Source organism: Fusibacter sp. QWL-12 (genome assembly GCF_058683495.1).
The window spans coordinates 927,326-953,597 of record NZ_CM178745.1 but is presented as its reverse complement, the minus strand read 5'-3'; the positions used below and the strand labels follow the sequence as shown (position 1 = coordinate 953,597).

The window sequence follows — 26,272 nt, the reverse complement described above, 5'->3', positions numbered from 1 at the left end:
TAGAAAGGAGGCAATTATGAGAATAGACTCAACTTATACCAGTGGATATTCAAGCCTATACAATATCCTAAACAAAACACAGAATGTATCAACCAGTGAATCAGGATCTTCAACTATTAACTACTCGGCTGTAGGTGCACTTTCTAATGAATCCGTAGGTTCTATCAGCAGTGGCATGAACAGCGAAGCAATGGCAATGCGAATGAAGCTAAGAACAAGTTCTGAGGATGAAACGAGCAAAGCCAATCATGAGCAAATGAAAGCACTGATGGATCAACTTGCCGAAACAGATTTAGAAAGTTTAGATGAGACCGACAAAAGAGCCTTACTTGACGAACTTGACACAGCTTTTGCTGCAGTTACAGGTCAAACGAGTACGGTAGACAACTCATCTTTAACTTTAGAAGAAGTCGATCAAAAGCTTTCAGATATTCAAACCAAAGCGATTGAGGGACCTAAAGGTCCAGGCGGCCCAGGAGGTCCAGGTGGTCCAGGAGGTCCAGGTGGTCCTGGTGGTCCAGGTGGTCCTGGTGGCACCTCATCGACAGAAGAGGATGATGAAGTTAGTAGCTTAGAGGCGATGCTTGAAGCGCTTTATGGATCAGAAGAAGATGAAGACACAGATACTACGGAGACAGATGCAGTTACTGAAGCAACACGTTTTAAAGCCGCTATAGAGCAATACATGAAAACTCAAAACTGGACTGAGGATGATTTGAAATCAATTCTTGAGATTTAATCCTCAAAAAAATGAATCCTTAAACTGTTTTAGTACCGTTAACCGAACTCGATTAACGGTATTTTTCAGTGCCAAAAAATAAAAAAAAGCATGTCTACGACACATGCTTTACTAAGAGGGGGGATATTGAAAAAGGATGATTGCTTTATCGAATAATAAAGCCATAGCCTCGAATGGTTTCAATGCTAATATTGACTTTATGATCACGTAATTTTTTGCGAAGTCTTTTCACCGTATCATCGGTTGCTCGTGTTTCAATTGGACAAGGTAATTGCCAAATTACTTTTAATAATTCATCGCGACTGACTGCCATGTTTCTTCTAGCCATTAAATAAGCTAGCGTTTTATATTCAAGTCGTGTTAACCTAATATTTTTACCATTAACTTCTGCGCACTGTGCAGCCGTATTGATATACATTTCATATTTTCTATCATTTTTTAAGGTACTCATTGGTCGATGTTCATAAATTTCTTGTTTCATACTTAACACCTCATATCGTATAAAATCTTATCTTAGGCAAAGTATATCATCGTAACCTTAAATGAAACTTAATTTAGACTAGTAAAAGATAGGGAATAGGCGTACAATTATATAGTGTACCGAAATAATTAGCATTTTCAGAGGAAGGACAACATGGAACGTTGGAAAATCAATCTTTACATCCTTTGGATTTCTCAAGTCATCTCATTGACTAGCTTTGGATTTGGACTCCCTTTTATACCGTTCTTTATTCAAGAACTAGGGGTTACCGATCCAGATCAGCTTAATTTATTTACCGGAATCCTTAGTGCCGCACCAGCGATTACAATGGCAGTTATGTCTCCAATTTGGGGGATTTTATCAGATCGATTTGGTCAAAAAATGATGATACAAAGAGCCATGTTTGCGGCTGTTTTCATTATTGGATTAATGGGGCTATCTACAAACGTATGGCATCTTGTTATCTTAAGATTTATGCAAGGCTTGTTTACAGGAACGATTACTGCATCTTCTGCATTTGTTGCAGTCAATACTCCCAATGATCGACTTTCATATGCGTTAGGATTTCTATCTTCATCAACCTTTGTAGGCTATTCACTTGGACCACTATTTGGGGGACTCGTGGCAGAACATTTCGGATATAGAGTTAGTTTCTTCGTTGGAAGTGTGCTAATGCTGATTGGATTTATGGTAGTAACCATATTCTTAAAAGGTGAGAAAAAAGTACAATCCAGAAAGACATCCGTGATTCAAGGATCATCAAAATATAAAGAGCTTTTTGCAATTGGGATATTAATGTTATTATTGATGCTATTTTTCCAACGTGTCATTAGAACTTTATTTTCGCCATTTTTGCCACTATATATACAAGAACTTTTAAATACCAGCCAAGGAGCAGCTTCGATAACTGGGACCTTAAATGGTGTTATTGGCGCAGTGACTGCAGTATCTGCAATAGCAATCAGTAAACTCAGTGAAAAATACAATAAGATATGGATGATTAGAACGCTTCTTTTAATCGCCTTTGTAGATGTGTTGGTCTTAAATTTCTCAAGAGGCATGTGGCCATTTATGATATTATATACGTTATTATTTTTCATTATTGGCGGTATTGAGCCACTGTTAACTTCGCAAACTGCTGAGATGACTAGTCCAGATAAAAGAGGCACGCTCTTTGGCATTCAGGGCTTGGTGGGGTCCTTGGGCTGGATGGTTTCACCGGCTGTTGGCACGTATTTTTCCATAAAGTTTGGTATAAAATCAATCTTTTGGATCCTTCTGTTGTTTATAGGCTTAAATGCGATTACTTCGTTTGTCGTTAGTAACTATAGAAAAAAGAAAGAGACAGTAGACAATGATTCGATATGAAAATGGTGACGTTAACGCTTTAGAGCAGATTTATCATTTGTATTGTAATGCTTTTCCAGAGGAAGAAAGAAAATCCTTTGAGCATTTGAAAGCTCTAATAAGTAGAGGAAAATATAGATTAATCCTTATGCATGATCAAACTGAGGTAAGTAAAACCGAAGATAGCATAGTCGGTTTTGCACTTTTATATGTATCTGTTGAGAATACTTTTGGTTGGCTAGATTATATTGTGATCGATCCAACAAGTCAAAGTAAGGGCTATGGCTCTAAATTACTCATATATTTAAAGGAAACCTTTAAATTACTTTTGTTTGAGGTAGAAATACCGGATGGTATAGATCCCAACAGAGAACGACGTATTAAATATTATGAAAATCTGGATGCCATTCGATTAAATTGGGAATATTATCTACCAACGCCCATGGGGGGACTAAAGATGTTTTTATATGCTTTAGGTGAAAATGTGTCGTATCCTGTTGAACGTGTTAAAACAATCATGGATGAAGCTTTACACTATATTCATACTGATTTGACTCAATTAAATGAAATCATCAAACGATCAAGGCCCTATGAACAACTTTAAGGGCACTTATAAAGTCAATAGTGAATCAAATTCAGTTAAAGAGGGTCAATGCGTAAAAAAAGAACTTCGTATAAACGAAGTTCTTTTTAGAACGCTGAGGAAAGTTAGGTTACTTTAACAAACGGTATTTTCCAATGATAGGGAGCTCTTTTTCTTCACCGTTGAGTGCATTGATTATGCCCATAATCGCAAGAACCAATACAAGCAAACCACCAACAGGTGAAATAATAAACCAACCGATAAAAGGTATAAGTGCACCTAAAACACTTACAGCAATTCCAAGCAATAATAAGTTTAGACCTTGATTTGCATGAAATTTGCCATATTCAGAATCTTTATCGACAATTAAAGGAATGAAGAATAAAATATAAGCAAGTGCAGCGTAGATGTTTGTGTTTTTATCTTCCATAGGAACCTCCATAAGATGCAAATTTACTACATATATACCTTATTTAACTTAAAAGTAACGATAATATGATAAATATTTGAGGGTGTTATGACGAAAATTGTGAGAGCGGTATTTGAAGATGTTGAAGTATTAACTAACTTAGCGATAGAATCAGAATCCATATGGGGTTATGACAAAGAATATATGTCATTGTTTGAACTGCTTTATTCTGTAACCCAGCAGTTTGTTAAAAATCATCCTGTATACAAACTTTTAAACGATGATGAAAGCTTAATTGGATTTTTTGGTTTAGAAGTAATGCCATCTTCCCCTATTTTAGAGTATTTTTATATCAAAGCAGACTATGTTAGAATGGGTTTTGGCTCAACTATGTGGAAAGAGCTAATTCGTATTTGCAGGTCCCTGCATATCCAATCTTTTGAGTTTGTTACCAACCCAGAAGCTGCTGGATTTTATGAGCATAATGGCGCTAAGATTGTTGATTGGGTAACTTCTGTTATGATACCAAATCAAAAAATCCCAAAATTTTATTTTGAAATTCCAAAACATCAGGAGTAATCAAATGAATAAGAAAATACTTAAAATTGCGATCCCCTATACGATACCAGTGTTATTGGGCTACATTTCAGTCGGGATTGCCTATGGGCTTCTCGTTGTAAAGTCAGGTTTGTCCATCTGGGTGGGATTGGGAATGAGCGTATTCCTTTATGCAGGAGCTATGCAATTTGTGGCAATTTCCATATTAACTAGTCCTATTGCGCTTGTACAGGTTGCTTTCATGACCTTATTTGTAAATATACGCCACTTGTTTTATGGCTTGTCCTTTATAGAGCTGTTTAAATCCTTTGGCTGGCGCAAGCAATATCTCATTTTTGGGATGACAGATGAAACCTATTCATTATTATGTGGCGTTGCAGAGAAAGAAGATGTGGAAACAGAAAAATTGTTCTTTACGATTGCAGCGCTCAATCAGTCTTATTGGATTATCGGATCCTTACTTGGCGCGTTAGTAGGTAATTTGATTACCTTTGATACGACGGGGATTGACTTTGCTATGACTGCACTTTTTGTCGTCATATTTGTTGAACAGTGGTTAAGCGCTAAGTCGCATTTACCTGCTTTGATAGGCGTCGCTTCTGCAGTTATCGCATTGAATCTTTTTGGGCCTTCTCAAATGGTACTACCGGCGATGGTTTTTATGCTGGTTGTACTTTTAAGTGCTAAGAAGAAAATTAGAGTAGGGGGTGACTTATGACTTGGGCAGCAATAATTGTTATGTCACTTGTAACCTATTTTACTCGACTAGGACCATTTGTATTATTTGGTAAAGGTAGATCAACCCCGAATTGGGTTATTTATATTGGAAAGGTTTTGCCGCCTGCTGTGATGGGGATGCTTATTGTATATAGTATTAAACACGTACACATCAGTGTTGTAAGTGAGTTTTTACCGGTTGTAATTGGGATTGGCGTAACCGTTGGATTACATCTTTGGAAACGCAACAATCTCATTAGCATTATCGGAGGAACTTTGGTTTATATGCTTTTGATAAGATAAAAGCGTATGTCGGTCTATTTGGGATTTAATAGACTGACATACGCTTTCGCTTTTGTGTGTATATGGGGGTATACACACCATCCTAAGGGCATAGGATGACTATTTTTATATGAAAGAGATGCTTGTGGTGTCAAATACTCTTAAAGCGTCTTTAGGAGTTGCTTCTAGAGCTGATTTTGCATAATCTTCTAGTGCCTTGATATCTTTTGGACCATGATGCATCGTCGCTGGGCCTTTAATACAGCCACCTTTACATGCCATGCCTTCAATAAAATCAACATTTGATTTTTTGAATTTTAGGAGTGTGAGTGCTTTTGAACAGGCTTCTATGCCATCACAGCTCTCAAGCTTAAGATCTACCACGCCTTGATCTTCAAGATAGTGTTTAACAGATGAAGCGACGCCGCCTGTTGATGCGAACTTTCTTCCAAAATAGGAAGCATTATCGAGGGGTTGCGGGGTTAAGGCGTTTAAATCGATGGATTTTGCATCAATCATGGCGGCTAGTTCTTCAAATGTTAGTACGTAGTCGGTGTCCTTGACTCTCATTTTTTCGAGTTTTTTACCGATACAAGGTCCAATAAATACAACTTTAGCGCTTGGATCAATGGATTTGATTAAACGTGCAGTTGCTGTCATTGGAGATACAGTATGTGAAATGTTGTCGATTAGCTCTGGGAACTTTTTATGAACGAATTCAACAAAGCTAGGACAACAGGAGCTGGTTAAAGTTTTATTATTATATTTAAACTGAACAAGTTCTTCAGCTTCATGCTGTGTGATTAAGTCTGCACCTAATGCAACCTCGATTACATCTCTAAAGCCCATTTGTTTTAGACCAGTTATGACATTGCCGAGAGGAACGTAGTTAAATTGTGCAGAGAAGGCTGGTGCAAGCATTGCGTAAACGGCTTGATTTGGTGTTCGAATCATATCGATTACTTCTACAATTTCAGATTTTTCCTGAATCGCACCAAATGGACAATTGTAGACACAAGCGCCACAAGAGATACATTCATCATAGTTAATGACTGCTTTTTTTCTATGATCAATTGTAATTGCATTGGTAGGGCAGTCCCTACGACAAGGCCTCATCACATCTGCGATTGCATTATAAGGACAGCTTTCCTTACATTTACCACATTCGATGCATTTTTGTTGATCAATAATGGCTTTGCCTTTACAGATGCTGATAGCATCAACCGGGCATGCATTTTCACAGCGATGTGCCAAGCAACCTCGACAGGCTTCGGTTACGACATAGCGGTCAACTGGACATTGATCACAAGCAGAATCCAATACCTCAACAATACCGTTCTTTTCTGGATCACCACCCATTACCATTTTGATTCGATCGGATGTAATCGCTCTTTCATGAAAAATACAGCATCTGTATTTTTCATCTGGACCAGGATTGACTGTTATTGGAATCTGGTCCAGATTTTCTTCAAGTGTGCCATTAAATGCGTGCTTTGCTACTTCCGTTAATAGTTCGTGTTTTATCAATTGAACTTGGTTTTCAAACTTTCTCATAAACTCACCTTCTGATAGGCCGATTAATCGGTATAAAATATATGAACAAATTTCCCCATTTTTTTTAGTTCTTTTTCTATCTCTCTAATAATATTGATCTTTATACTTAAATCCCTTGGAAAATCGGGATTTTGATGTGCTGGATTGATTGCTCTCCCCACCCAGAAATGCACATGAGTACTGTCCTCGACTAGTAGTTTAAGAAGCCTAGAAACGCCATCCTTCTTGTGAAAAACAGGCTCATCACAGCAGTTGTTAATGCTAATAAGTTTGTTAAGTGTCATTTTAAGGGTGAGAACACCTTCTGTTACAAGATCGATGCCTTTAATTCGTGCTGTTGGTGGTACAAAGGGATCGATGTATTCTATTTCTGTTTCGATCTCTCTTCCCAGCTCACGTGAGATGATGTTAGCAGCAGTTCCGCCACAGACGACCTTAGCGCCAGACTGATGCATAAAATTTCTGACTGTAATTGAATCTTTTTCCTTTAAATCTGGTGGGCCAGTTAATATCTGTGTGATTTGTGGATCTCGAACTCTTAGAGTGACCACGGTTGCATCATCTCCAGGTTTGCCATCATACAGTTTGTGGCAAGTTTCCAAAAGGCGACGGGTTAATTTATCCGCAGAGGCAATTTCTTGTTCTGCTATGAAATCACCGACGTGTTGCCATTCCCAACCATGATTCAACATCACGCCAACGCCTGCATGTATGACGCCATCTGAGCATAGCGTAATCGTATCGCCAAGTTCGAGTTTGAATTCAGTAATCCAAACGCGCTTGTCAAATGATGTTAGTTGTGTTTTTGGCACATTGATTAAATGACCATTTCTAACGATAAAAGCAGGTGGGTTATCGTATTCTATGATTCGAAGATTAAGATCATCATCGATGTCTAAAATTGAGAAAGTAGAATAACCAATTTTTCTTACCTGACAGATGGGTAAGGTGTTTGTAATGGTGTCTATGGTTTCCTTTAAGTCTGCGCCTTGTTCCAACATGGTGATCATAATCTTACTGGTTAGCGTAGCGAGAATATTCGCCTTCACACCGCTTCCTAGTCCGTCAGCAAGAGCGACAATGGTTCTTTTATTCCCTTTTATAATTTCGACTTTATCGCCACAGAGCTCTTCGCCAAACTTGTTGAGCGAATGGGTCGATAGATCGATATAATGTGGCACTTTTTCCAAATCACTCACCTCCGTTAGTGAGGACCAGTTTCTTTAATTTATTTAGACCTACTTTAGTTTCAGCAGTGGTTTCACCAAGCAAACTAGCGATTTCTTGCGCTATTCGCATCTGCTTATCGATAACCTGCTGACAAGTAATTAGGGTTTCTGATTTCACTCTTTCAAATTCTTCACGACTGTTTTCATACTCTGTAATATCAGTAAAAATCCCTACATAGAATTTGCCATTTTGGATATTCACAACATTGGCATAGAAGGTTCTCTCTATACTTTCTAAATAGATTTTTTTACCGATATGCCCATTAACCGCTATTTGTGTTTCTTCAAAGATTGAATCTTCGATCAATGCAGCGATTGGCCAATGTTTTAACTTGATCTTTGAAGCGTTTAGTAAACGATTGAACGACGGATTAACTTCTTGAATTCGGAATTCACTATCGAGGATGCAGATGGCATTGGGACTATTGTCAAAGATAATGCTCTGTAAACTCTCCGCTTTTTTTCTAAGACTATCCAAACACATGTTAATATCTGAATGGCCTCTTGATATGGCGATGGCTTTTTCATAACAAGAGCTATAGCCACAGGCACCACAATTCAGTTGATCGGTTTCACTGTATTTTTCCATCTGAATAAGAATCTCGGAAATTTGATGATCGTTGATTGGTGGAAATCCAGTATTCTTAGGGATAAAGCTACGCACCATCTGTTCGTTTGTGACAACCGATGGATCGATGTGGCCAGTCCGTTCAATCTGGTTAATATGCGTGTTCATTAAACTCATTCTTTTATATAAATTTGGCGCGTCACATGGCATATCTGGACCGTTGATACAACTGCTTGAGCAGATGTTTAGTTCAGCACAGTAACCTTTAATCTCCTTTTTCGAAACCGCCTCAAGAAAACTTTTACAATCTTCAATGCCATCGACATGAATGTACTTATAGTTTGGATTGATTCGCGTTTCAAGATCGGTTCGCCAAAGGCTGCCACCTAATGGGTAAGCACGACCACGCTGAGTAACTGGGGTATCAAACTGTGAAGGCTCAAGATAGTCTAAAACAAGCTTCTCTGCCTCAAGCCATTCCGACAACTCCTTAAAGGTGATAACTGCATCTATGCTCCCATATATGTCAACGGCTTCTGCTTTTTTAGCAAGACAAGGACCAATAAATACGACATATGTGTCATCGCCAAAGCGTTTTTTTATATCAAAGCCATGCGAGATCATTGGGGAGACTATAGGAATTACTGAATCTATTGCGCCTTGATAATAATGCTCTATAAGGTAGTTGCTTGAAGGGCAACAGCTGGTGATAATGTTATCGCTGAAACCAGATTCAATATAGGATTCATATGCAAGAGAAACTATTTCAGCACCTCTTGCAGTTTCTTCAATTTTCAAAAAACCAAGTCGTTTAAGTGCGGTGACCATTTGCCCTGGATGACTGAGTTTAAATGCACCAGGGAAAGAGGGAGCAAGTGAAGCAATCACACGTTTACCTTTGTGTATGGCCGTCTGCACCGATTTTAAATCGAGCTGAATTTTCAGAGCGCCAGTCGCACAGTGCATCTGACACTTACCACATTTGATACACAGATCATCTATAATATGGCGACTGTGATTTGTAAAGGCAATGGCCTTTGTGGGACATTCTCTTAAGCATTTATAACATTCGTCGCATTTAGTGTGATCAAATTCTATGAATTTCATAACTTAATCCTCGTATGCATCATCTTCATAAACCCTTCAGCGGTTTCTGGAGAAATTGAAAAGACTTCTGACCCGTCAACTTGAACTGAAACCGCTTCGGAGCAACGTCCTAAGCAAAACGCTGATTTGAGTTCAATTTCAGATTCTAATTGGTTAGATTCGATATAGCTCTGACAGTTTTTGATGACGTCATATGAGCCTTTTAAATGACATGCACTTCCGATACAAATTTTGATTTCCATACGCACCTCCAAGACATGTTAATAATATCACAAAGGAAAAGGTCTTTCAATTGTATACAAGAACTTTTTGTAATATAAAATCGTAGTATATCGAGGTGGTATGTTACGAAATAGAAACAATTGCATTGTTCTAGATGATATAATCTAGATAAAAAGGTAAATAAAGGCATTTGTATTACAATCGCGAAACATATATTACAAAAATGAAATGTATTTCCACTTCAGACGAACAGGGAGACTGAAAAGTTAAAACACATTAATAGTTAAAAATATAACGAACAAAATTATTTAAATTCATAAAAATTGCCACAATCTTTAAGTTTAGTTTAAGGTTCGGACTTTAAAATTACCCTATCAACTCAAACGAGGTTAGTGGAGGAAAAATGAAAAAACTAAAAGGGATAGGCATATCAAAAAAAATCGGCGCACTTGGACTTATTATGTTCTTGATGATACTCTTTATTGGTTCAACTGCAATTTTTAAAGTATCAGATATGAACCAATTACTCGTGTCGATATATAATGAGGATTTAACGCCAATTGTCAGACTAGAAGCGGTTAAGAGTGATATTGAGTTTATTCGATCAAGTTCCAACGATCTTATCGATGCAGGTAATGATGATACAATTAAAGAGCCCATTCAAGCGGAAATTGAAGCGAGAGCAGCTTTGCTAGAAGAGCACCTTGCATTAGTAAGCGATATTAGCGATTACACTTCATTAAAAGAAGCCGTTAATGTATTTTTAGATAACAAAGATAATTTTCTATCAACAAATGGTGTTGGAACCGTATCAATGATGGGAATGGGTGGTGCACAAACAGAGGAAACCACTGAAGCCGTATCAGAGAATAGTCAAGAAGTTACAACAACAGAAACAACAACAGAAACAACAACAGAAACAGCAACAGAAACAGCAACAGAAACAGCAACAGAAACAGCAGCAGAATTAACAACTGAAGGCATAGCTGAAACCACTACAGAGACTGCAGTCGATACAACAGGTGAACAAGTAGAAGGTATGAACACTCAGATGGCAGAGTACGATGATGCTAGGGAAGCTGTTATAGAAATATTAGAAACAAATGTAGACTTAATGGTTCAAAATGCGCAGTCAACTTATGAGATCAGTGAGAAGAGCTTTATAGGTATACTAATCTCTACAGGCGTAATCGTTATCGTTAGCTTGGTAACTATGATTGCCTTAATCATTTTAATAGGTAGAAGTATTGTTAAACCAATTGGACTTGTGACAGAAAAATTAAGAGAGTTCTCTGAAAACGATGGCGATCTAACAGGACGTCTCGAAGTACATGGTAAAGATGAAATTTCAAAACTATCAGATACATTTAATAAATTTATAGATAAGTTAAACGATATGATTAAAGCATCCAAAGAGATTTCAAGAGATTTAGAAGAATCCGGAAGTATGGTAAAAAATGTTACTGGGAATACGACAGATTCCATAGAAATGCTCTCAAAAACAGTCGTAGATATTGCTGAATTTAGTATCAATAACGCAAAATCTTTAGAACAAATAAGTGCTTACATGGAAGAAACGACTAAGTTCTCAGGTGAAACAGCTGAATTTAGTGTTACAGCAGCAGAACAAGGCGTACAAACACGTAACATGGCGGAAACAGGTGCCAAAGATATTAAAGAAGTTGTAAATGCAATGGACGGGATAGCGGAATCCGCAAAAGAGGTTTCTGTACTGGTTCAGGCACTTGAAACTTCATCAAAAGAAATCGGTGATATTATCGGAATGATTTCTAATATTTCAGATCAAACCAATCTACTTGCGCTAAATGCTTCTATTGAAGCGGCTAGAGCTGGTGAAGCAGGGCGAGGCTTTAATGTCGTTGCATCCGAAATTAAAAAACTGGCGGATGAAAGTAAAAATGCCTCTAAGGCGATTGAAGCACTCGTTGTTGACAATCAAAAAAAATCAAGTGGCGTGTTTGTATCTGTAGAAGGCGTTATGGAGAAAATTGCATCTGGTGAGAGTATTGCAAGACAAGTTGAGACGACCATTCAGCTAATGATCGATGACATTAGAGAAATGGTAAGTAAAATTGATAGAATCAAAGTGGCCAATGACCGTATTGCGGATAATACAAGTACAATAGAAGAAAGTATGATGAAAATCGTAGAATCATCTAACCAAATTGCTTCAGGAACTGAAACCATTAGTGGTAGTATAGAAGAACAACTGTCAGCGATGATGACTTTAGATGATGCGTCACTTAAATTGACACAGTTTGCGAAAGATCTTCATAAAATCATGGGTGGCTTTAAGACCGTCTAAATGATAGAATAAAGCAAAATAGGATATAAAAAGAGGCAAAAATGAAATCGTTTATATCGCTTCAATTCATGCTTTATATTTGCTTTATCGTATTAGATATGACTGGCAAGGCAATCGCAGTTAGTAATCAAATTAAGTTGATTTCTATTGTCCTTTGCTTTGCCTTTGCAATCTTTCAATTTTATTTAAAGCATACAAGAATCGCATTTTTGCAAGTATGCATACTAGGATTTACACTGATTTCCGATTATTTTCTTTTACTAACAAATGCATATTCTGTGGGCATTGTAACTTTTATAATGGTACAGTTAGGTTATAGTGGTGCATTAAAACTAGCGAAAAATCAATATCTAACTAGAACTGAGTATCTTGTTTCAGGTGCCTTAATCGTCATTTCGATGATCTTGTTAAAGTTCGATGTAACAGTAGGCCTATCCCTTCTATATGCAGTTCTGTTTGTTCGAAACCTTTTCGTAGCACATAAAGCGCGTAAATTAAGTCAATACAACCGTTGGATGTTCATAGGACTATTATTATACGCGATCTGTGATATACAAGTGGCAATGTTTAACCTAGATGTGATTAAAACCCATTTCACATGGCTGTATTCAGTAGTTGCTGTAGGCATGTGGGCGTTTTATTTACCAGGACAAGTTATCCTAACACTTTCACCTCGTTTGATTCAATCCGAATGAAGCAAAGAAAAAGCGTCTTACTGAGATTCAGTAAAGACGCTTTACTTTTTTTTAAGCCACAATCTCGTTTGTGGTAAAATCTGAAGGCTCGATGCCTGAAGATTTTTATTAAAGGAGGTAATTCGCTATGTTGGCGTTTGGATCGATTTTACCTTCTATCAAGCCTTCGCTTGAAGACATAATCACAGTAACGCCTGGACCGTGACCTGACTTGATGCAGTCTGAGTGAATAATAACTCCAATTGTGGTTGCACCCTTTTTCATTGCACCAAGTCCATATGAGTTATCGCTGTCTTCAAGGAGCACAATATCGCCAAATCTTAGCTGATCAATGCCGAGTGCTTTAACCGCTTCTGTATCTGAGGTAAGTATATCGTAATCCCCTTTTTGGCTGTAGGGTGCACCAACGCCAGAACCCATAAATCTCTGTGGAATTTTATGAGTGACAGGGACAATGATTTTTCCATCCACTTCCTCAATGCCAAGCTTTTCAAATAAGTTTGGATCGATGCTCATGACCTTAATATTTGGGTAGTCTGTTAGAGCCAACCCTTGTCCATGACATTTAACCATGATTTTATCGTCCAGTGTTAGAAGATCTAAAGTTTCGTCATCAAAATATACTAAAACATGCTCGACGCCGCCATGTGTACCCGTCACAAAACCCTTTTTACCTTTTGCATCACCAGTAACGATTCTTGCTTCATTGCCAATACAGCTAAAGACATTTAAGCCACCTGAAGTCGCATTGTCACTGTGACAAAGAGAGACGCCTGGTTCAACGTGATCGCCAACCCAGCCGAAAGCAGGATCTCCGACCTTAACATTGTATGTAATACCGCCAGTTGCTGGAATTACATGGACATTGCCATCCGTATCGACGCGATAACTAACGAACAAAGGATGACGAATGGTACCTTGTACCGATTGTTTGACAAGTTTGTCAATATTCGTTTTCATTAAGTATATCCTCCAATAAATTCAGTTAACGTCATTATATCACATCTTTAGGCGGACATAAGGAAAGTTTTATATGGTATTTTGCAACCGTTTCGACTATTTTCAGTCTATTTTATGTCCTTAAAAAACGAGAATGTTCGTGCTTAGTTGAAAATCATCCTCAAATACACTATAATACAAACATTAGGGTTTTTGACCAAATAACATTTTAGGAGTTGAAATGAACAATAATTACTTGACGCCTAAGGAAATTGCTAACAAATGGGTGGAAATAGGAAAACAAAAAGCAAACTATCCTTTTATAACGGTACTTTTATTATCGATTATGGGTGGCTTTTTCATCGCTTTAGGTGGACACGGCTATTTAGTGGTTTCGCAAACACTAGGTAACATCGATGTGGGACTTGCAAAATTCATGGGTGCAGCAGTATTCCCAGTAGGTCTTATGCTAGTGGTGATCGCTGGCGGTGAACTCTATACAGGTAACGCATTAATCTCTACCGCATGGGCACAGGGTGAAGTAAAGCTTCCAAGCTATATTAAGAATTTAACACTCGTCTATCTGGCGAACCTTATAGGTGCGTTATTATTAGTCGCTATGCTATATAAATCAGGTTTATATACAGGACATTTAGCAGAAAAAACAATTGCGATTGCAGAAGGCAAGGTTTCACTTAGCTTTGATGCGGCAATCATTCGAGGCATTCTATGTAACGTACTTGTCGCAGGTGCAGTCTATATTCAAGTGGCTTCAAAAGATTTAATCGGAAAAATCTTTGCGATGTGGTTCCCAGTTATGCTGTTTGTTTTATCTGGGTATGAGCACAGCGTTGCCAATATGTTTTTTATCCCACTAGGCAAGTTTCTCGGTGGTAACTTCACATGGTCTGAAGCGATTTTACACAATTTTATCCCTGTGACGATTGGCAACCTTATTGGTGGCGGTCTCTTTATCGGGATAGTCTACTGGGCTGTATATGTAAGAGGTAAGAAGTAATGAGAGCGGTTGGCTGCCATTTGTCAGTTAGTAAAGGCTATTTGGCGATGGGAAAACAGGCTCTCGCTATTCAGGGCAATACCTTTCAGTTTTTCACAAGAAATCCCAGAGGCGGACAGTCTAAACCGATTGATATGGCTGATGCAAATGCACTTTTAGAACTCATGAGGGTAAATGACTTTGGTCCGATTCTAGCACATGCTCCTTACACGCTTAATCCCTGTTCACAGGATCAAAAGGTTAGAGCGTTTGCACAACTGGTATTTGAGGAAGACTTAGAAAAACTCGAAGCACTACCGGGTACCTACTATAATTTTCACCCAGGCAGCCATGTTGGAACTGGTGTCGAAGTGGGCATTCAGCAAATCGTCAATCTTCTAAATAAAGTGATGTTCAAAGAGCAAAAGACGATTATTTTACTTGAAACCATGTCGGGAAAAGGTACAGAGGTTGGTAGCCAGTTCGAAGAGCTCAAGTCGATCATCGATGGATGTCTTTACAAAGACCACATCGGCGTGTGTCTTGATACCTGCCACATCTATGATGCCGGATATGATATCGTAAACGATTTAGACGGTGTACTGGCACACTTTGACGCGGTCGTTGGACTTGATCGCCTAAAAGCCATTCACTTAAATGACAGTAAAAATCCATTTAGAAGTCATAAAGACAGACACGAAAAGTTAGGGCAAGGTTATATTGGTGAAGCAGCGTTTAAAAAGTTCATTAACCACCCTAAGTTAAGACATTTACCGCTGTATCTAGAAACGCCAAACGAACTAGACGGCTATGCAGCTGAAATCAAGTGGATAAGGGAAAATACAGTTAAGTAGTTGATCGTATGAATAGAGAGTTTTACTGATTGGTATAAATGATCAGTGGACTCTCTTTTTTTTCTAAAGGCATAAAAATCAGATTTATGATAGAATAGAAGTGTTAATTTATTACAAAAAGTGAAATGAAAATCGGACACGATTCATATAGAAAGGTATTTTATGACATTTGAAGCATTAGAAATTTCGCCTTGGCTCATCGAGGCACTTAAAAGCGTTTGCATCAAGACGCCAACGAGTATACAGGAAACGGCAATTCCAATGATTATGGCTGGGAAAGACGTTATCGGGCAAGCACCAACTGGCACAGGTAAAACCTATGCCTTTTTATTGCCGACGCTCTCTAAGATAGACATGGCCTCGGATCGCATCCAGCTTTTGATATTGACGCCAACACGTGAGCTGGCGCAACAAATTTTTGAGAACGTCAATCAATTGATTAAAGACACCTCTCTTAAAGCGGCTGCCATTTATGGCGGCGTGGAGACACAGAAGCAAGTAAAGAAAATCGACTCAGGCGCAACGATTCTTGTTGCAACGCCGGGGCGACTTATTGACCTGATGCGACAAGAAATACTAGATGTAACTGAGATTCCCTTCTTAGTAATCGATGAAGCCGATCAGATGCTACTACTCGGCTTTAAGGACGAACTTGATTTTTTACTTAAAACGTTAAAGCTCAGAAAGCAAACGCTTTGCTTTTCGGCAACCATGGACAAAGCGGTTAAGAAGTTAGCTTATAAACACCTTGTCGATCCAGCTGAAGTCAAATCTAAAGATGAGGAAGTCCATCTAAGTCTAGACCAAAAATTGATTCAAACCACAGACCGCTGGAAAACCGTAGCGCTGATCGAACAGCTTAGAACGACCAATCCTTATATGGGGGTAATCTTCTGTCGTACGATTAGACGGGTTGAAAAAGTGGCTGGAGAACTTATTCGAGAAGGCTTTGATGTCAAACCGATCCATGGGGACTTATCGCAAAACGTAAGGCTTAGAACGATGAAAGCCTTTAAGGAAGGTGAGTTTCAATATCTGATTACCACAGATCTTGCAGCAAGAGGCCTCGATATCTCACATGTGACGCACATCTATAACTTAGATTTACCTGAAACCGTTGAAACCTATATTCATCGACTTGGAAGAACAGGCCGTATGGGGGCAGAGGGTTGTGTCATCTCTATCGTTACAGATAAAGATGGTGAACAAATTAAAGCGCTTGAAGCACATTTAGGCTATTCACTTGAGCTGATAAAGTTTGAGAGGCCAGAGGATCATGTGGATCGGACACATGAGAAGTAAATGGTTTAAAAAGATTCAATAGGATTCAATAGGATTCAATATGATTTTATTAGACACATGCATATAAATTAATAAAAGTATATTTTCAAAACTGAGAAATAGAACGTTTTCAAATCAAAATGAGTTAGGAGCAAACATGAAAGTAATCATAGCAGAAAAACCTTCTGTGGCAAAAAACATAGCAGACGCCGTTTCAGCCACACAAAGACGAGATGGTTATTTTGAAGGAAATGGGTTTTATGTCACTTGGGCTTTTGGTCATTTACTTGAGCTATTTGATGCGAAAGATTATGACGAAGCACTTTCAAGCTGGCGCATGACGAATTTTCCCTTTATCCCTGACGGATTTAAATATAAAGTCAAGCACGATTCAAACGATCGTTCAAAGGTCGACCAAGGTGCACTCAAGCAGATTTCTACCATTGAGAACCTCATTAATCAGCCTGCTGTCGAAGCAGTTATCAATGCCTGTGACTACGATAGAGAAGGGCAGATTATCGGGGATATCATCATCGACTATCTCAAAGTAGAAAAGCCAGTTGAAAGACTCCTTTTAAACGAATGGACGCCAGAAGAGGTGTCACAAGGCCTTAAAAAAACCGTAAACAATATCGATATGAGACCGCTGAAGGATGCTGGCATCGGCAGACAATGGGCTGACTGGATCATCGGGATCAACCTAACGTCAGTGGCAACACTTAAGTATAAAAGAGGCGGTGGCAAGCCCCTTAATATCGGTCGAGTTTTGATGCCAACCCTGAAAATCATCTATGATCGAGATATGGAAATCGCTAATTTTGTTAAGGAGGAGTTTCACAAACTCACAGCAAAATTTTTAAAAGAGGGTGTAGCAGAGCCTTTTGATGCAGTCTATATGCTTGACGGAAAAGACAAGTTTGAAGATAAGGAAGCACTTGAGCGTCTTAAAAAAGCACTTACAAAAGCAGTCTATGTGATCGATGAGAAAATCGTTGAACAGAAGCGAGAGTATCCGCCTTCGCTGTTCAATCTTTCTGGTTTACAGGGCTATGTGACAGGCAAATACAAAGGATGGACTTCTGAAAAGGTACTAAAGGTCGCTCAGGAGCTTTATGAGAAAAAACTCATAACTTACCCGAGAACTGCTTCGCTGGCACTTGAAGAATCACTAATTGATAAAGCGTCAAAGGTGCTTAACGTGCATAAAAGAGGTTTGCCCTATGAAAATGAAGTGACGTTCTCGACCAGCAAACGCATCTTTGATAACTCAAAAGTAGAAAGCCATAGTGCCATCATTCCAACATATATCGTGGGCAATAAACTATCGCCAGATGAGAAAATCGTCTATGAAGCAGTAAAAAATAGATTTATCATGCAGTTCATGCCAGTTGCTGAGCATGAAGAGGTTAACATATGGATTAAGGCGACACCTAGTGAACCTTATGAGGAAGCGATTGGCCGATTTAATGCAAAAGGCAGAACGCAGCTGGTAGAAGGCTGGCGTAAGGTTGAAAAAATTCAAAGTAAGGAAAAATTCTTACCTGAATTATCAGAAGGTGAGAGCGTTACTGCGAAGCAGCTTAAAATCGAGACCAAAGGGACAACGCCACCAAAGCACCATACAGAAAAAACACTTTTAAAGGTTATGGAAACCTGCGGTAAAAAGTCAAAGTCCAAAAAAGAAATTGAAGCATCAGAGTCTGAATCTGACGGAGATGCAGAGGATGGAGACGAGTTAGATGAAGGCCTTGAAACGATTGAGGTCAATGCCTCTGAAGATTTAGATGCTCCTGTTGAGAATGAAGAGGAGATCGAGCTTTTAAAAGCTATTTTAAGCGGTTATAGCATCGGAACACCTGCGACGCGTGCAGAAACCATTGCTAAGTTAAAACGCGTCGGTTACATTGGCGTAAAGGGGAAATCCTTGTTTTGCACCGATATGGGTAAGCGAATGGTAGAGCAATTCCCAGTGAAGACGCTCTTTGACTTAGAATATACAGGGAGACTCGAAAAAACTTTATCTGATATTAGCAAGGGTGAAGTTACCCGTGATGCGTTTATGTCTGTCATCACTGATTTTACCACTGAAGCGGTAGCAACTATTAAAGGTGATGCTTTTCATGTGATTGATGATAGTGGTGAAAAGGGCAGAGATTATTCGGATCAAACGCTGGGCAATTGCCCTGCCTGTGGTTCGCCAGTCGTAGAAGGTGAAAAAGGATTTGGCTGCACCAACTGGAAGGGTGGCTGTAAATTTGTGGTTTGGAAGGAAGACCGATTTTTACAAGCTTTAAAAGTGAGAGCGACGCGTCAAACGGTTGAAAGGCTACTTGAAAATGGTGAGCTCTATAGCAACAGCTTCGTCAATAAAAAGGGTGTGAAGTTTTCAGCGCACCTTACTTACGTAAAAAATGAAGATTCAGGCTATTATAATTGGAAAATGCATTTCTAATTTTTGCTTGTCTTTTACAAAACACTTTGATAAACTAACTTGTAGTATTATAGGCTTATTAACAAGGAGAAATTCATGTTAGGAACAAACGGTTTTTTCGCAGAATTTAAAAGATTTTCAGCAAATTTGGTACATGACGGGAGAGGTCTGTCCAAAATTATATGCCGAAAGTCTTATTAAACCCATTCAGATGGTTCTTTAAAGTCGGAATATAATGGTCACCTCACCCTAAGTAGATGCTACTTAGGGTTTTTTATTTAGCCACACTTTCACTTGTGGTAAAGACCATTTTAAATCATTGAATTTAAGGAGAAAATACAACATGGAAAATTACAACTTAAGCGTTTCAGAGAAAACGGCTTTAAATAAAAATATTACAAAAAACTACTTTTTTACATTTATACAAAGTGTGGATCTCACCCGTGGCATCTGGATGATCTACCTTGCAAGTAAAGGCATGAGTCTAACACAACTCGGTATTTTAGAAACGATATTTCACATTACCTCTTTGACCATGGAAGTGCCGACCGGTGCTGTTGCTGACCTATACGGTCGAAGGGTTTCAAGAATCGTAGGGAGAATCTGTTCTGTTATAAGCGTCATGCTACTTTTGTTCTCCCATAGCTTTGTAGGCTATGCCATTTCCTTCATTATAACAGCACTTTCCTATAACATGGAGTCCGGTGCTGGCGACGCGTTGGTCTATGATTCGATGAAGGCGGTGGGCAGAGAAAATGAGTACATGAAGGTTGGGGGCAACAAGGAGATGATTTTCCAGCTGGCAAATGTTGTGTCCTTCCTAGCGGGAGGTTATCTTGCTACGAAGAGCTATCCCTTGGCATTTGCAGTTACCATCGCTATTGGGCTTTTCACAGTGATTTATGCATTTGGGTTTAAGGAGCCGCCACTTGCACCAAAATCGTTAAGTGAATCCAACCAGACAACTGAATCCAATCAAAAAACCGAACTTCTTGAAAATGAAGACACAAAAGAACGCTATAGCATGTATAAGCAGCTGACAGAGAGCTTTAAAATCCTTAAAGGGCATAGGCGGTTGATGTTCTTAATTCTTTTTTCGCAGTTTTTAATGAGCTTTACCACAACGGTGTTTTTCTATCTTCAGAATTACATGAAGGGCGATGATTATAGTGAATTTGCAATAGGCTCAGTGTACGCGGTTACAGGCGTTTTAGGTGCAATTATGGCACCACAGGTCTTTCGGATTGAAGCGGTTATCAAAGAAAAAGGTATCCTGGTCGCTATGCCCATCGTCATAGCACTGAGCACGTGGGGCATAGCTCTTGCGAAATACCACTTCCTCTTCTATATCCCAATTTCGCTTGCAGAAGGGTTGATTTTTGTAGCACTTGGGGATTATATCAATAAAGTGATTCCAAGTGAAAAACGTGCAACGCTACTCTCAATGGCGAGCATGGTGTTCAGCTTCTTTATGATTACCTTATTTCCAATCGTCGGTATTTTAGGGGATTACATCACCCTAAAGGGAGCATTCTTAGTGATGGCGATACTGGGAACCACACTTACTTTCATCAACACTGTGTATCAAACGAGAGGGAAAAAGGCTGAGTAAATTGTATTTGTTTTAAAAAAGAAAAATTATATCAAAAATATTAATAAAATGTAAATATTAAGTGCAAAGGCGTCAGCTCAAAGGTATAATAGTGTTGTACGCTATTTACCTGTAAGGGTGATGGGCTAACAGAATGGGGTAAAAGGAGAATTAGGTATGAGGCTAATTGACAATGCAAAAACACGCTCTAAAATCCTAGTCGCTTTCTTGTTGGTTGCCATATTGACGGGTGCTTTGGGTGGCATCAGTTTAATGACTTTAAATGAAACAACGGAACATTTAAAGGAAATGTATGAGCAACGCTTAGTGGCTAATATTTACTTATCAAAGATTCAAGCGATCATTTTAGAGTCGAAGGCACAGATGTTACATGTAGTATGGGAGTATGGCAAAACTCAAGATCGTGGTGTAATCACTAAAGCGAGTAATACGCTCTCGCTTTTAAGCACACAAACCAATGAAAACATTATTAAAGTTGAAGCGTTAGATCTTTCTGATGATGAAGTGGCAATGATGGATGCTTTAAAGGCTTCACTTACAAAATATAGGCCTATGCGTCAAAACGTTATTTCACTTGCCTACATGAACAAGATGGATGAAGCTTATAAAGCGAATGAAGAATCTGAAGAGGCAAGAGCAGAAACTGAACAAAATATTATTGCGATTATGGATTATAATAAAGACATTTCTCAACAGTTATTCGAGGAAAGCTTGAATGCTGAAAAGCGTGCAACGGCAATTACAATTTACTTGGCTGTGTTTGCTTTCGCATTCTCTATATTGGCTGGAATCATTATTTCAGGTAATATCGTAAAAGGCGTTCACAAAGCGGTTACTTTTGCTGAAAGTCTTGCAAATGGCGATTTCAGTGTGGAAATTGAAGAGAACTGGCTCAGCCGAAGAGACGAAATCGGCAAGCTGAGTATGGCTTTCTTTGAAATGTCAGTGAGCCTCAAAAATCTGCTACAACAAATCAATGAAGACAGTGGTAAGCTTAGTGAATCTGCGGAGGTCTTAAGTGGCAATGTAGAAGAAATCAATGCTCAAATTCAAGCAGTAAGCGCCTCAACTCAAGAAATTTCAGCTGGGATGCAAGAGACTGCAGCGGCAGTAGAACAGGTCAATACCTCAGGAAGAGAGATTTCTGGACTCTCAGGTTCACTTGCGCATCAAGCGGAGAAAGGCAGTCAGAACGCAGGAGAGATAGCTAAGCGTGCCGAAACGATGAAGCAGGAGGCGGAACAGTCTAAGCTAGATGCCAATACAGTTTATCATGAAAAACAGGCAGATATTCTTAAAGCGATAAAAAAAGGCGAAATCGTAGAGGAAATCAAGACGATGTCTGAGTCAATCCAACAAATTGCAGAGCAAACCAACCTTCTTGCACTCAATGCCGCTATAGAAGCGGCAAGAGCAGGTGAACATGGCAGAGGCTTTGCAGTGGTTGCCGATGAAGTTAGAAAACTCGCAGAAGCCTCAACCAAAACTGCAGGGGATATATTTGTTCTAGTAGAGCAAGTGTCAAAGGCATTTAATGAGCTGTCTGAAAGTGCAAATGGTGTTCTATCATTCATCGATATTAAGGTCATCTCAGACTATGACAAGCTCGTAGAAACAGGCAACCGTTATCTGACAGATGCCAATTATGTAAAAGATACCATGTCTCACTTTAATGAACGTGCCAATGAAATCAATAATGGGATTTCACAAATCAACGAAGCGATTTCAGCGGTGGCAACGGCAGTAGAGCATGCTTCTTCAAATACTGAAGAGATTTCTCATAATGTCGATGATGTGACTAGAGCCATAGAAGAAGTAGCACAAGTAGCCAATAATCAAGCTTCACTTGCAGATGGGCTAGATGAAAATGTAGGTCGTTTTAAATTTTAGGAGCAAAGATGGAAAAAATACTTTTGTTAAAACACAGCGGTGTTTTATTTGAAACCGATCATTATCAACTCTTTATAGATGTTATTACAGATGTAAAGGACTACTTAAATACGGATAAAAAAATCTTTTGGCTGGTTTCGCATGCACATGGTGACCACTTTGAACCCAAAGTGTTTCCAAGTGGCAACTGGGTGAACTATATTCTTTCTGATGATGTAAATGCTAACTTTATTAAGAATGATGTCACCTATGTAGTGAAAAATCAGATGTATGTGGTCGATGGCCTTAGGATAAGAACGTTTGACAGTACAGATTGTGGTGTCGCATTTTTAGTCGAATGTGATGGAAAATCCTTCTTTCACAGTGGGGATTTAAACTGGTGGCATTGGTCATCATCCAGTGCGACACAGCAGCACGCAGAAGCGGTTGCATATAAGCAAATCATTAATCAAGTGATAAACTATAAAATTGACTATGCTTGTGTACCAATTGATCCGAGACTTGAATCTGCTATGGCTTGGGCCGCGAGTTATTTTATTTCAGTCAATCAAGAGGCAAAGGTAATTCCAATTCATTTTGGGAAATCATTTGAAAGTGTTGAGAACTATATCAATCATCTGAAAGAAGATGAAAGAAGTCGGTATCTATTATTAGCACCAGTGGACCAAAGTTGAAAAAACAAAGTTAAAAGAAAAGTTAAAAAAGCTATTGCTCTCTAACCTATTTCGTTAGTGTAGCAATAGCTTTTTCTTATAAAGGTTTGTTCATTTCAAACTGGTAAAGCGCATCCTTTTGAAAACCACGCTTGTATAGGAAATGCATCATTTGACTAGAGGCTGGGCAACTGAATACCATTTTGTCAAACGCATGTCGTTCTAAAACATAGGCTAATAGAGCAGAAGCATAGCCCTTGCCCCTGTGCTTAGGCGATGTATAAATACGATAGAGCTTTCCTTTTGTATTAAGCGCTATAAAACTACAAATTTCATCGTCTTGCATTATCGCGTAGATTTTTGAAATAGGATCATTTGCGATATAGTGCAGATCGTTTTGCCAATTCGTATGTGTATTTGATATCTTGAGTGCTTCCAATGAAGCTTCACTAATCGGTGGATTTGATGAATCAAGGTTTGGAGAATCATTTCGTTTTCTAAAGCCTTCCTTTGAAAGACTGTAATAGTACAGAAGTGTGGTTTTGAAGTAGTCACATTTCTCATAGAATCGAATGGCGCGATCGTTATCTCCGAGTACCTCAAGCATAAGCTGCCTTGCTGATGACTTGACGCCGTCTTGTTCATGTAATTGCATGAGCATTTTGCTGACGCCTTTACCTCGATAGTTTGGCGCAACTGATAATGCACCGCAGCGAATTGTTGGTAGTTGGTCATAAGTATTAAAGCCACCAAGTAAAACTGCGATAGGATTTTCGCCATCATAAGCCACATAACTCAGCCTTCGCTCATTACCCTCAATACCAAAAAAACGTTCGATAAACACATCAAATGGCATATTAAAGGGCATCTGATAGTCTGAGAAGCCCAGTGAAAAAGCATCGTAGATGGCTTTGTCACCAGCGGTTATACCATCTAGATAGATCACATTGTCTTGAATAACGTTCATATGTCACGCTCCTTTTGTTGGATTTCCAACTAATATACTTAGCATTGCATCTGCATAAGCTTCAATAGCATTTTGACTGAAAGGGATGTTCATGACCACGTGCGTGTGCATCATGCCATCTAGACTAGATAAAATGACATAACATAAATCATCAACTGGTAAATGGGGATGAAACTCCTTGGATTTTATTCCTTGTTCTATTACCTTAGAAAGATCGTCAAAAAAAGCTTGATAGCGATCTGAAGCTAAGGATTTTATATGTTTCTCTTTTGAAAGTGTGGACCAAAATTCAAAAGAAAATCGAGCAATGGCTTGTGTTTCAGGCTGATTAAGACCTTCGAGTACGCTATGAAAATAGTTTTTAAAAAGCTGGCGGAAGGATACTTGATCGCCCAACTCTGACTTTAAAGTTTCAAAGAGATTACGTCTTAAAAGAAGTCTTTGATTGGCGATTTCTATAAAAAGTGCTTCCTTGCTATCAAAATAAGTATATATACCACCTTTGCTAATCCCTGAGTATTCGACAATATCATCGACCTTTGTTTGTGTATAACCTTTATCACTAAAGACATAAAGTGCAGCATCTAGAATTTGTCTTTTCCGAATTGCCATTTTTTCCTGAGATATTTTTGGCATTATATTCCACCTTTCACAATGTGTAGATAACAAAGCATTCACAATAACATGAAAATAAAAGACTTGTCAGTCTTTTAATTAATTCTATCAAAAATATAATTACTTTGCAATCTTCTTGGGTATAATCACTACAAATTATGAAGTTAGGGAAAGGGGTAGCGTTATGTCGCACAGGATTATTAGAATGCAAAAAATTGGTTTTCAATGGGAGATGGACAATCCATTTTTATTTTGCGCACATCATAAAGATTTATATCCAAAAGGAGATGCGCATCAAGGGCCTACTGTGCCACTGACAGATAGACAGCTGGGTGAGGATTTTGCTATTAAGGATGGCTTTAGAATGTATCATGGGACTAAGGTGCCAGGTTTTCCTGTTCATCCACATAGAGGCTTTGAGACTGTAACCATTGTAACACAAGGCTTTGTGGATCACTTTGATTCTAATGGTGCTTGTGGTCGATATGGTGATGGTGATGTCCAATGGATGACTGCGGGATCAGGATGTCAACATGCAGAGATGTTTCCGCTTGTCTATGAAGAGAAAGAAAATCCGCTTGAGTTGTTTCAAGTCTGGTTGAACTTACCTGCAAAAGATAAGTTTACTGCTCCTGATTATAAAATGCTTTGGAATGAAGATATTCCTGTTATCACAATTGGTCCCGAATATGGTGCGAATAGCCAAGTGAAAGTAATTGCAGGCAGCTTTTATGGTACAACTGCATTACAGCCTTGTCTTGCATCTTATGCGGCAAATTCGGAATCAAAGGTGGGTATATTTTTAATAAAAATGACCCCATATGCTGAAATTCATCTCGATAAAGTATCCTCAACCTTTAATAGAAATCTTTATTTTTATCAAGGCAATGGCAATATTACTATCGGCAGTAATTCCATACCTTCAGGGATGAGAATAAAGCTAGATGGCAATGCAGAGGTTGATATCTACAATGGCAAGCATGACAGCTATATTTTATTGCTTGAGGGTGAGCCAATTCATGAACCAGTTGTAAGCTATGGCCCATTTGTTATGAACACTGAAGCTGAAATTAGACAGGCGTTTAGTGACTATCAACACACGCACTTTGGCGGTTGGCCATGGGATAGACCTGATCCTGTAAATGATAGAGCTTCAGGCAGATTTGCCAAGTATATCAATGGATCAACTGAGAAAAAATAATCCTAAAACTTAGGA

Annotated in this window: 25 protein-coding genes; 16 read left to right on the top strand and 9 right to left on the bottom strand. The window is 38.7% G+C overall.

Features of this window, described 5'->3' with window-relative positions; genetic code table 11:
- Positions 1-16: 16 nt before the first annotated feature.
- The gene (locus AC4PID_RS04965) at positions 17-739 is read left to right on the top strand and encodes a hypothetical protein (protein WP_492134461.1); all 723 of its coding nucleotides are present in this window, start codon (positions 17-19) and stop codon (positions 737-739) included.
- A gap of 145 nt (positions 740-884) precedes the next feature.
- On the opposite strand, the gene AC4PID_RS04960 is transcribed toward AC4PID_RS04965, so the two are convergent.
- A complete protein-coding gene (locus AC4PID_RS04960) occupies positions 885-1,220 on the bottom strand; it encodes a winged helix-turn-helix domain-containing protein (RefSeq protein WP_492134460.1) in 336 nt (111 codons plus the stop codon).
- A gap of 153 nt (positions 1,221-1,373) precedes the next feature.
- Here AC4PID_RS04960 and AC4PID_RS04955 point away from each other — a divergent pair, with 153 nt between their 5' ends.
- On the top strand, positions 1,374-2,588 hold the full coding sequence (locus tag AC4PID_RS04955) for an MFS transporter (protein ID WP_492134459.1): 1,215 nt from the start codon (positions 1,374-1,376) through the stop codon (positions 2,586-2,588).
- Entirely contained in the window at positions 2,575-3,171 is a 597-nt protein-coding gene (locus AC4PID_RS04950) for a GNAT family N-acetyltransferase (RefSeq protein WP_492134458.1), read from the top strand. Before AC4PID_RS04955 ends, AC4PID_RS04950 begins: the two co-directional genes overlap by 14 nt.
- A gap of 109 nt (positions 3,172-3,280) precedes the next feature.
- Here the strand turns inward: AC4PID_RS04950 and AC4PID_RS04945 are convergent, their stop codons facing one another.
- A complete protein-coding gene (locus AC4PID_RS04945; protein WP_492134457.1) occupies positions 3,281-3,580 on the bottom strand; it encodes a DUF4870 domain-containing protein in 300 nt (99 codons plus the stop codon).
- An 87-nt stretch (positions 3,581-3,667) separates the two neighbouring features.
- On the opposite strand from AC4PID_RS04945, the gene AC4PID_RS04940 reads away from it, so the two are divergent.
- The 3 genes from AC4PID_RS04940 to AC4PID_RS04930 are packed head-to-tail and all read left to right on the top strand — an operon-like array spanning position 3,668 to position 5,137.
- The gene (locus tag AC4PID_RS04940) at positions 3,668-4,138 is read left to right on the top strand and encodes a GNAT family N-acetyltransferase (protein WP_492134456.1); all 471 of its coding nucleotides are present in this window, start codon (positions 3,668-3,670) and stop codon (positions 4,136-4,138) included.
- 4 nt (positions 4,139-4,142) lie between these two features.
- A complete protein-coding gene (locus AC4PID_RS04935; protein ID WP_492134455.1) occupies positions 4,143-4,835 on the top strand; it encodes an AzlC family ABC transporter permease in 693 nt (230 codons plus the stop codon).
- The gene (locus AC4PID_RS04930) at positions 4,832-5,137 is read left to right on the top strand and encodes a branched-chain amino acid transporter permease (RefSeq protein ID WP_492134454.1); all 306 of its coding nucleotides are present in this window, start codon (positions 4,832-4,834) and stop codon (positions 5,135-5,137) included. Before AC4PID_RS04935 ends, AC4PID_RS04930 begins: the two co-directional genes overlap by 4 nt.
- Before the next feature lie 105 nt (positions 5,138-5,242).
- Here AC4PID_RS04930 and AC4PID_RS04925 read toward each other — a convergent pair whose 3' ends face one another.
- The 4 genes from AC4PID_RS04925 to AC4PID_RS04910 are packed head-to-tail and all read right to left on the bottom strand — an operon-like array spanning position 5,243 to position 9,816.
- Complete coding sequence (locus tag AC4PID_RS04925) at positions 5,243-6,670, bottom strand: 4Fe-4S dicluster domain-containing protein (RefSeq protein WP_492134453.1); 1,428 nt, start codon at positions 6,668-6,670, stop codon at positions 5,243-5,245.
- A 23-nt stretch (positions 6,671-6,693) separates the two neighbouring features.
- The gene (locus tag AC4PID_RS04920; RefSeq protein WP_492135360.1) at positions 6,694-7,851 is read right to left on the bottom strand and encodes a SpoIIE family protein phosphatase; all 1,158 of its coding nucleotides are present in this window, start codon (positions 7,849-7,851) and stop codon (positions 6,694-6,696) included.
- A gap of 10 nt (positions 7,852-7,861) precedes the next feature.
- The gene (locus AC4PID_RS04915) at positions 7,862-9,574 is read right to left on the bottom strand and encodes a [Fe-Fe] hydrogenase large subunit C-terminal domain-containing protein (RefSeq protein ID WP_492134452.1); all 1,713 of its coding nucleotides are present in this window, start codon (positions 9,572-9,574) and stop codon (positions 7,862-7,864) included.
- Positions 9,571-9,816, bottom strand: coding sequence for a (2Fe-2S) ferredoxin domain-containing protein (locus AC4PID_RS04910; protein WP_492134451.1), 246 nt, complete (start codon positions 9,814-9,816; stop codon positions 9,571-9,573). Before AC4PID_RS04910 ends, AC4PID_RS04915 begins: the two co-directional genes overlap by 4 nt.
- A gap of 383 nt (positions 9,817-10,199) precedes the next feature.
- Here AC4PID_RS04910 and AC4PID_RS04905 point away from each other — a divergent pair, with 383 nt between their 5' ends.
- On the top strand, positions 10,200-12,122 hold the full coding sequence (locus tag AC4PID_RS04905; RefSeq protein ID WP_492134450.1) for a HAMP domain-containing methyl-accepting chemotaxis protein: 1,923 nt from the start codon (positions 10,200-10,202) through the stop codon (positions 12,120-12,122).
- A 41-nt stretch (positions 12,123-12,163) separates the two neighbouring features.
- A complete protein-coding gene (locus AC4PID_RS04900) occupies positions 12,164-12,817 on the top strand; it encodes a hypothetical protein (protein WP_492134449.1) in 654 nt (217 codons plus the stop codon).
- A gap of 108 nt (positions 12,818-12,925) precedes the next feature.
- Here the strand turns inward: AC4PID_RS04900 and AC4PID_RS04895 are convergent, their stop codons facing one another.
- Positions 12,926-13,777, bottom strand: a complete 852-nt coding sequence (locus tag AC4PID_RS04895) for a DUF4438 domain-containing protein (RefSeq protein WP_492134448.1) — start codon at positions 13,775-13,777, stop codon at positions 12,926-12,928.
- A gap of 220 nt (positions 13,778-13,997) precedes the next feature.
- On the opposite strand from AC4PID_RS04895, the gene AC4PID_RS04890 reads away from it, so the two are divergent.
- The 7 genes from AC4PID_RS04890 (at position 13,998) to AC4PID_RS04860 (ending at position 23,495) form a co-directional block, all read left to right on the top strand.
- The gene (locus AC4PID_RS04890) at positions 13,998-14,774 is read left to right on the top strand and encodes a formate/nitrite transporter family protein (protein WP_492134447.1); all 777 of its coding nucleotides are present in this window, start codon (positions 13,998-14,000) and stop codon (positions 14,772-14,774) included.
- A complete protein-coding gene (locus tag AC4PID_RS04885) occupies positions 14,774-15,607 on the top strand; it encodes a deoxyribonuclease IV (RefSeq protein WP_492134446.1) in 834 nt (277 codons plus the stop codon). Before AC4PID_RS04890 ends, AC4PID_RS04885 begins: the two co-directional genes overlap by 1 nt.
- Before the next feature lie 162 nt (positions 15,608-15,769).
- Positions 15,770-16,909, top strand: coding sequence for a DEAD/DEAH box helicase (locus AC4PID_RS04880; RefSeq protein ID WP_492134445.1), 1,140 nt, complete (start codon positions 15,770-15,772; stop codon positions 16,907-16,909).
- 136 nt (positions 16,910-17,045) lie between these two features.
- Positions 17,046-19,340, top strand: a complete 2,295-nt coding sequence (locus AC4PID_RS04875) for a DNA topoisomerase (protein WP_492134444.1) — start codon at positions 17,046-17,048, stop codon at positions 19,338-19,340.
- 322 nt (positions 19,341-19,662) lie between these two features.
- Positions 19,663-20,931, top strand: a complete 1,269-nt coding sequence (locus AC4PID_RS04870; RefSeq protein WP_492134443.1) for an MFS transporter — start codon at positions 19,663-19,665, stop codon at positions 20,929-20,931.
- A 156-nt stretch (positions 20,932-21,087) separates the two neighbouring features.
- The gene (locus AC4PID_RS04865; protein WP_492134442.1) at positions 21,088-22,821 is read left to right on the top strand and encodes a methyl-accepting chemotaxis protein; all 1,734 of its coding nucleotides are present in this window, start codon (positions 21,088-21,090) and stop codon (positions 22,819-22,821) included.
- 8 nt (positions 22,822-22,829) lie between these two features.
- Positions 22,830-23,495 (top strand): MBL fold metallo-hydrolase, encoded by a 666-nt coding sequence (locus AC4PID_RS04860; RefSeq protein ID WP_492134441.1) that lies wholly within the window; start codon positions 22,830-22,832, stop codon positions 23,493-23,495.
- 76 nt (positions 23,496-23,571) lie between these two features.
- On the opposite strand, the gene AC4PID_RS04855 is transcribed toward AC4PID_RS04860, so the two are convergent.
- Together AC4PID_RS04855 and AC4PID_RS04850 are read right to left on the bottom strand one after the other, a co-directional pair.
- Positions 23,572-24,441, bottom strand: a complete 870-nt coding sequence (locus AC4PID_RS04855) for a GNAT family N-acetyltransferase (RefSeq protein WP_492134440.1) — start codon at positions 24,439-24,441, stop codon at positions 23,572-23,574.
- Positions 24,442-24,444: 3 nt separating this feature from the next.
- On the bottom strand, positions 24,445-25,077 hold the full coding sequence (locus AC4PID_RS04850) for a TetR/AcrR family transcriptional regulator (RefSeq protein ID WP_492134439.1): 633 nt from the start codon (positions 25,075-25,077) through the stop codon (positions 24,445-24,447).
- Between the two features lie 163 nt (positions 25,078-25,240).
- Between AC4PID_RS04850 and AC4PID_RS04845 the strand changes: the two genes are divergently transcribed.
- Positions 25,241-26,257, top strand: a complete 1,017-nt coding sequence (locus tag AC4PID_RS04845; RefSeq protein ID WP_492134438.1) for a pirin family protein — start codon at positions 25,241-25,243, stop codon at positions 26,255-26,257.
- The last annotated feature ends 15 nt before the right edge of the window (positions 26,258-26,272 follow it).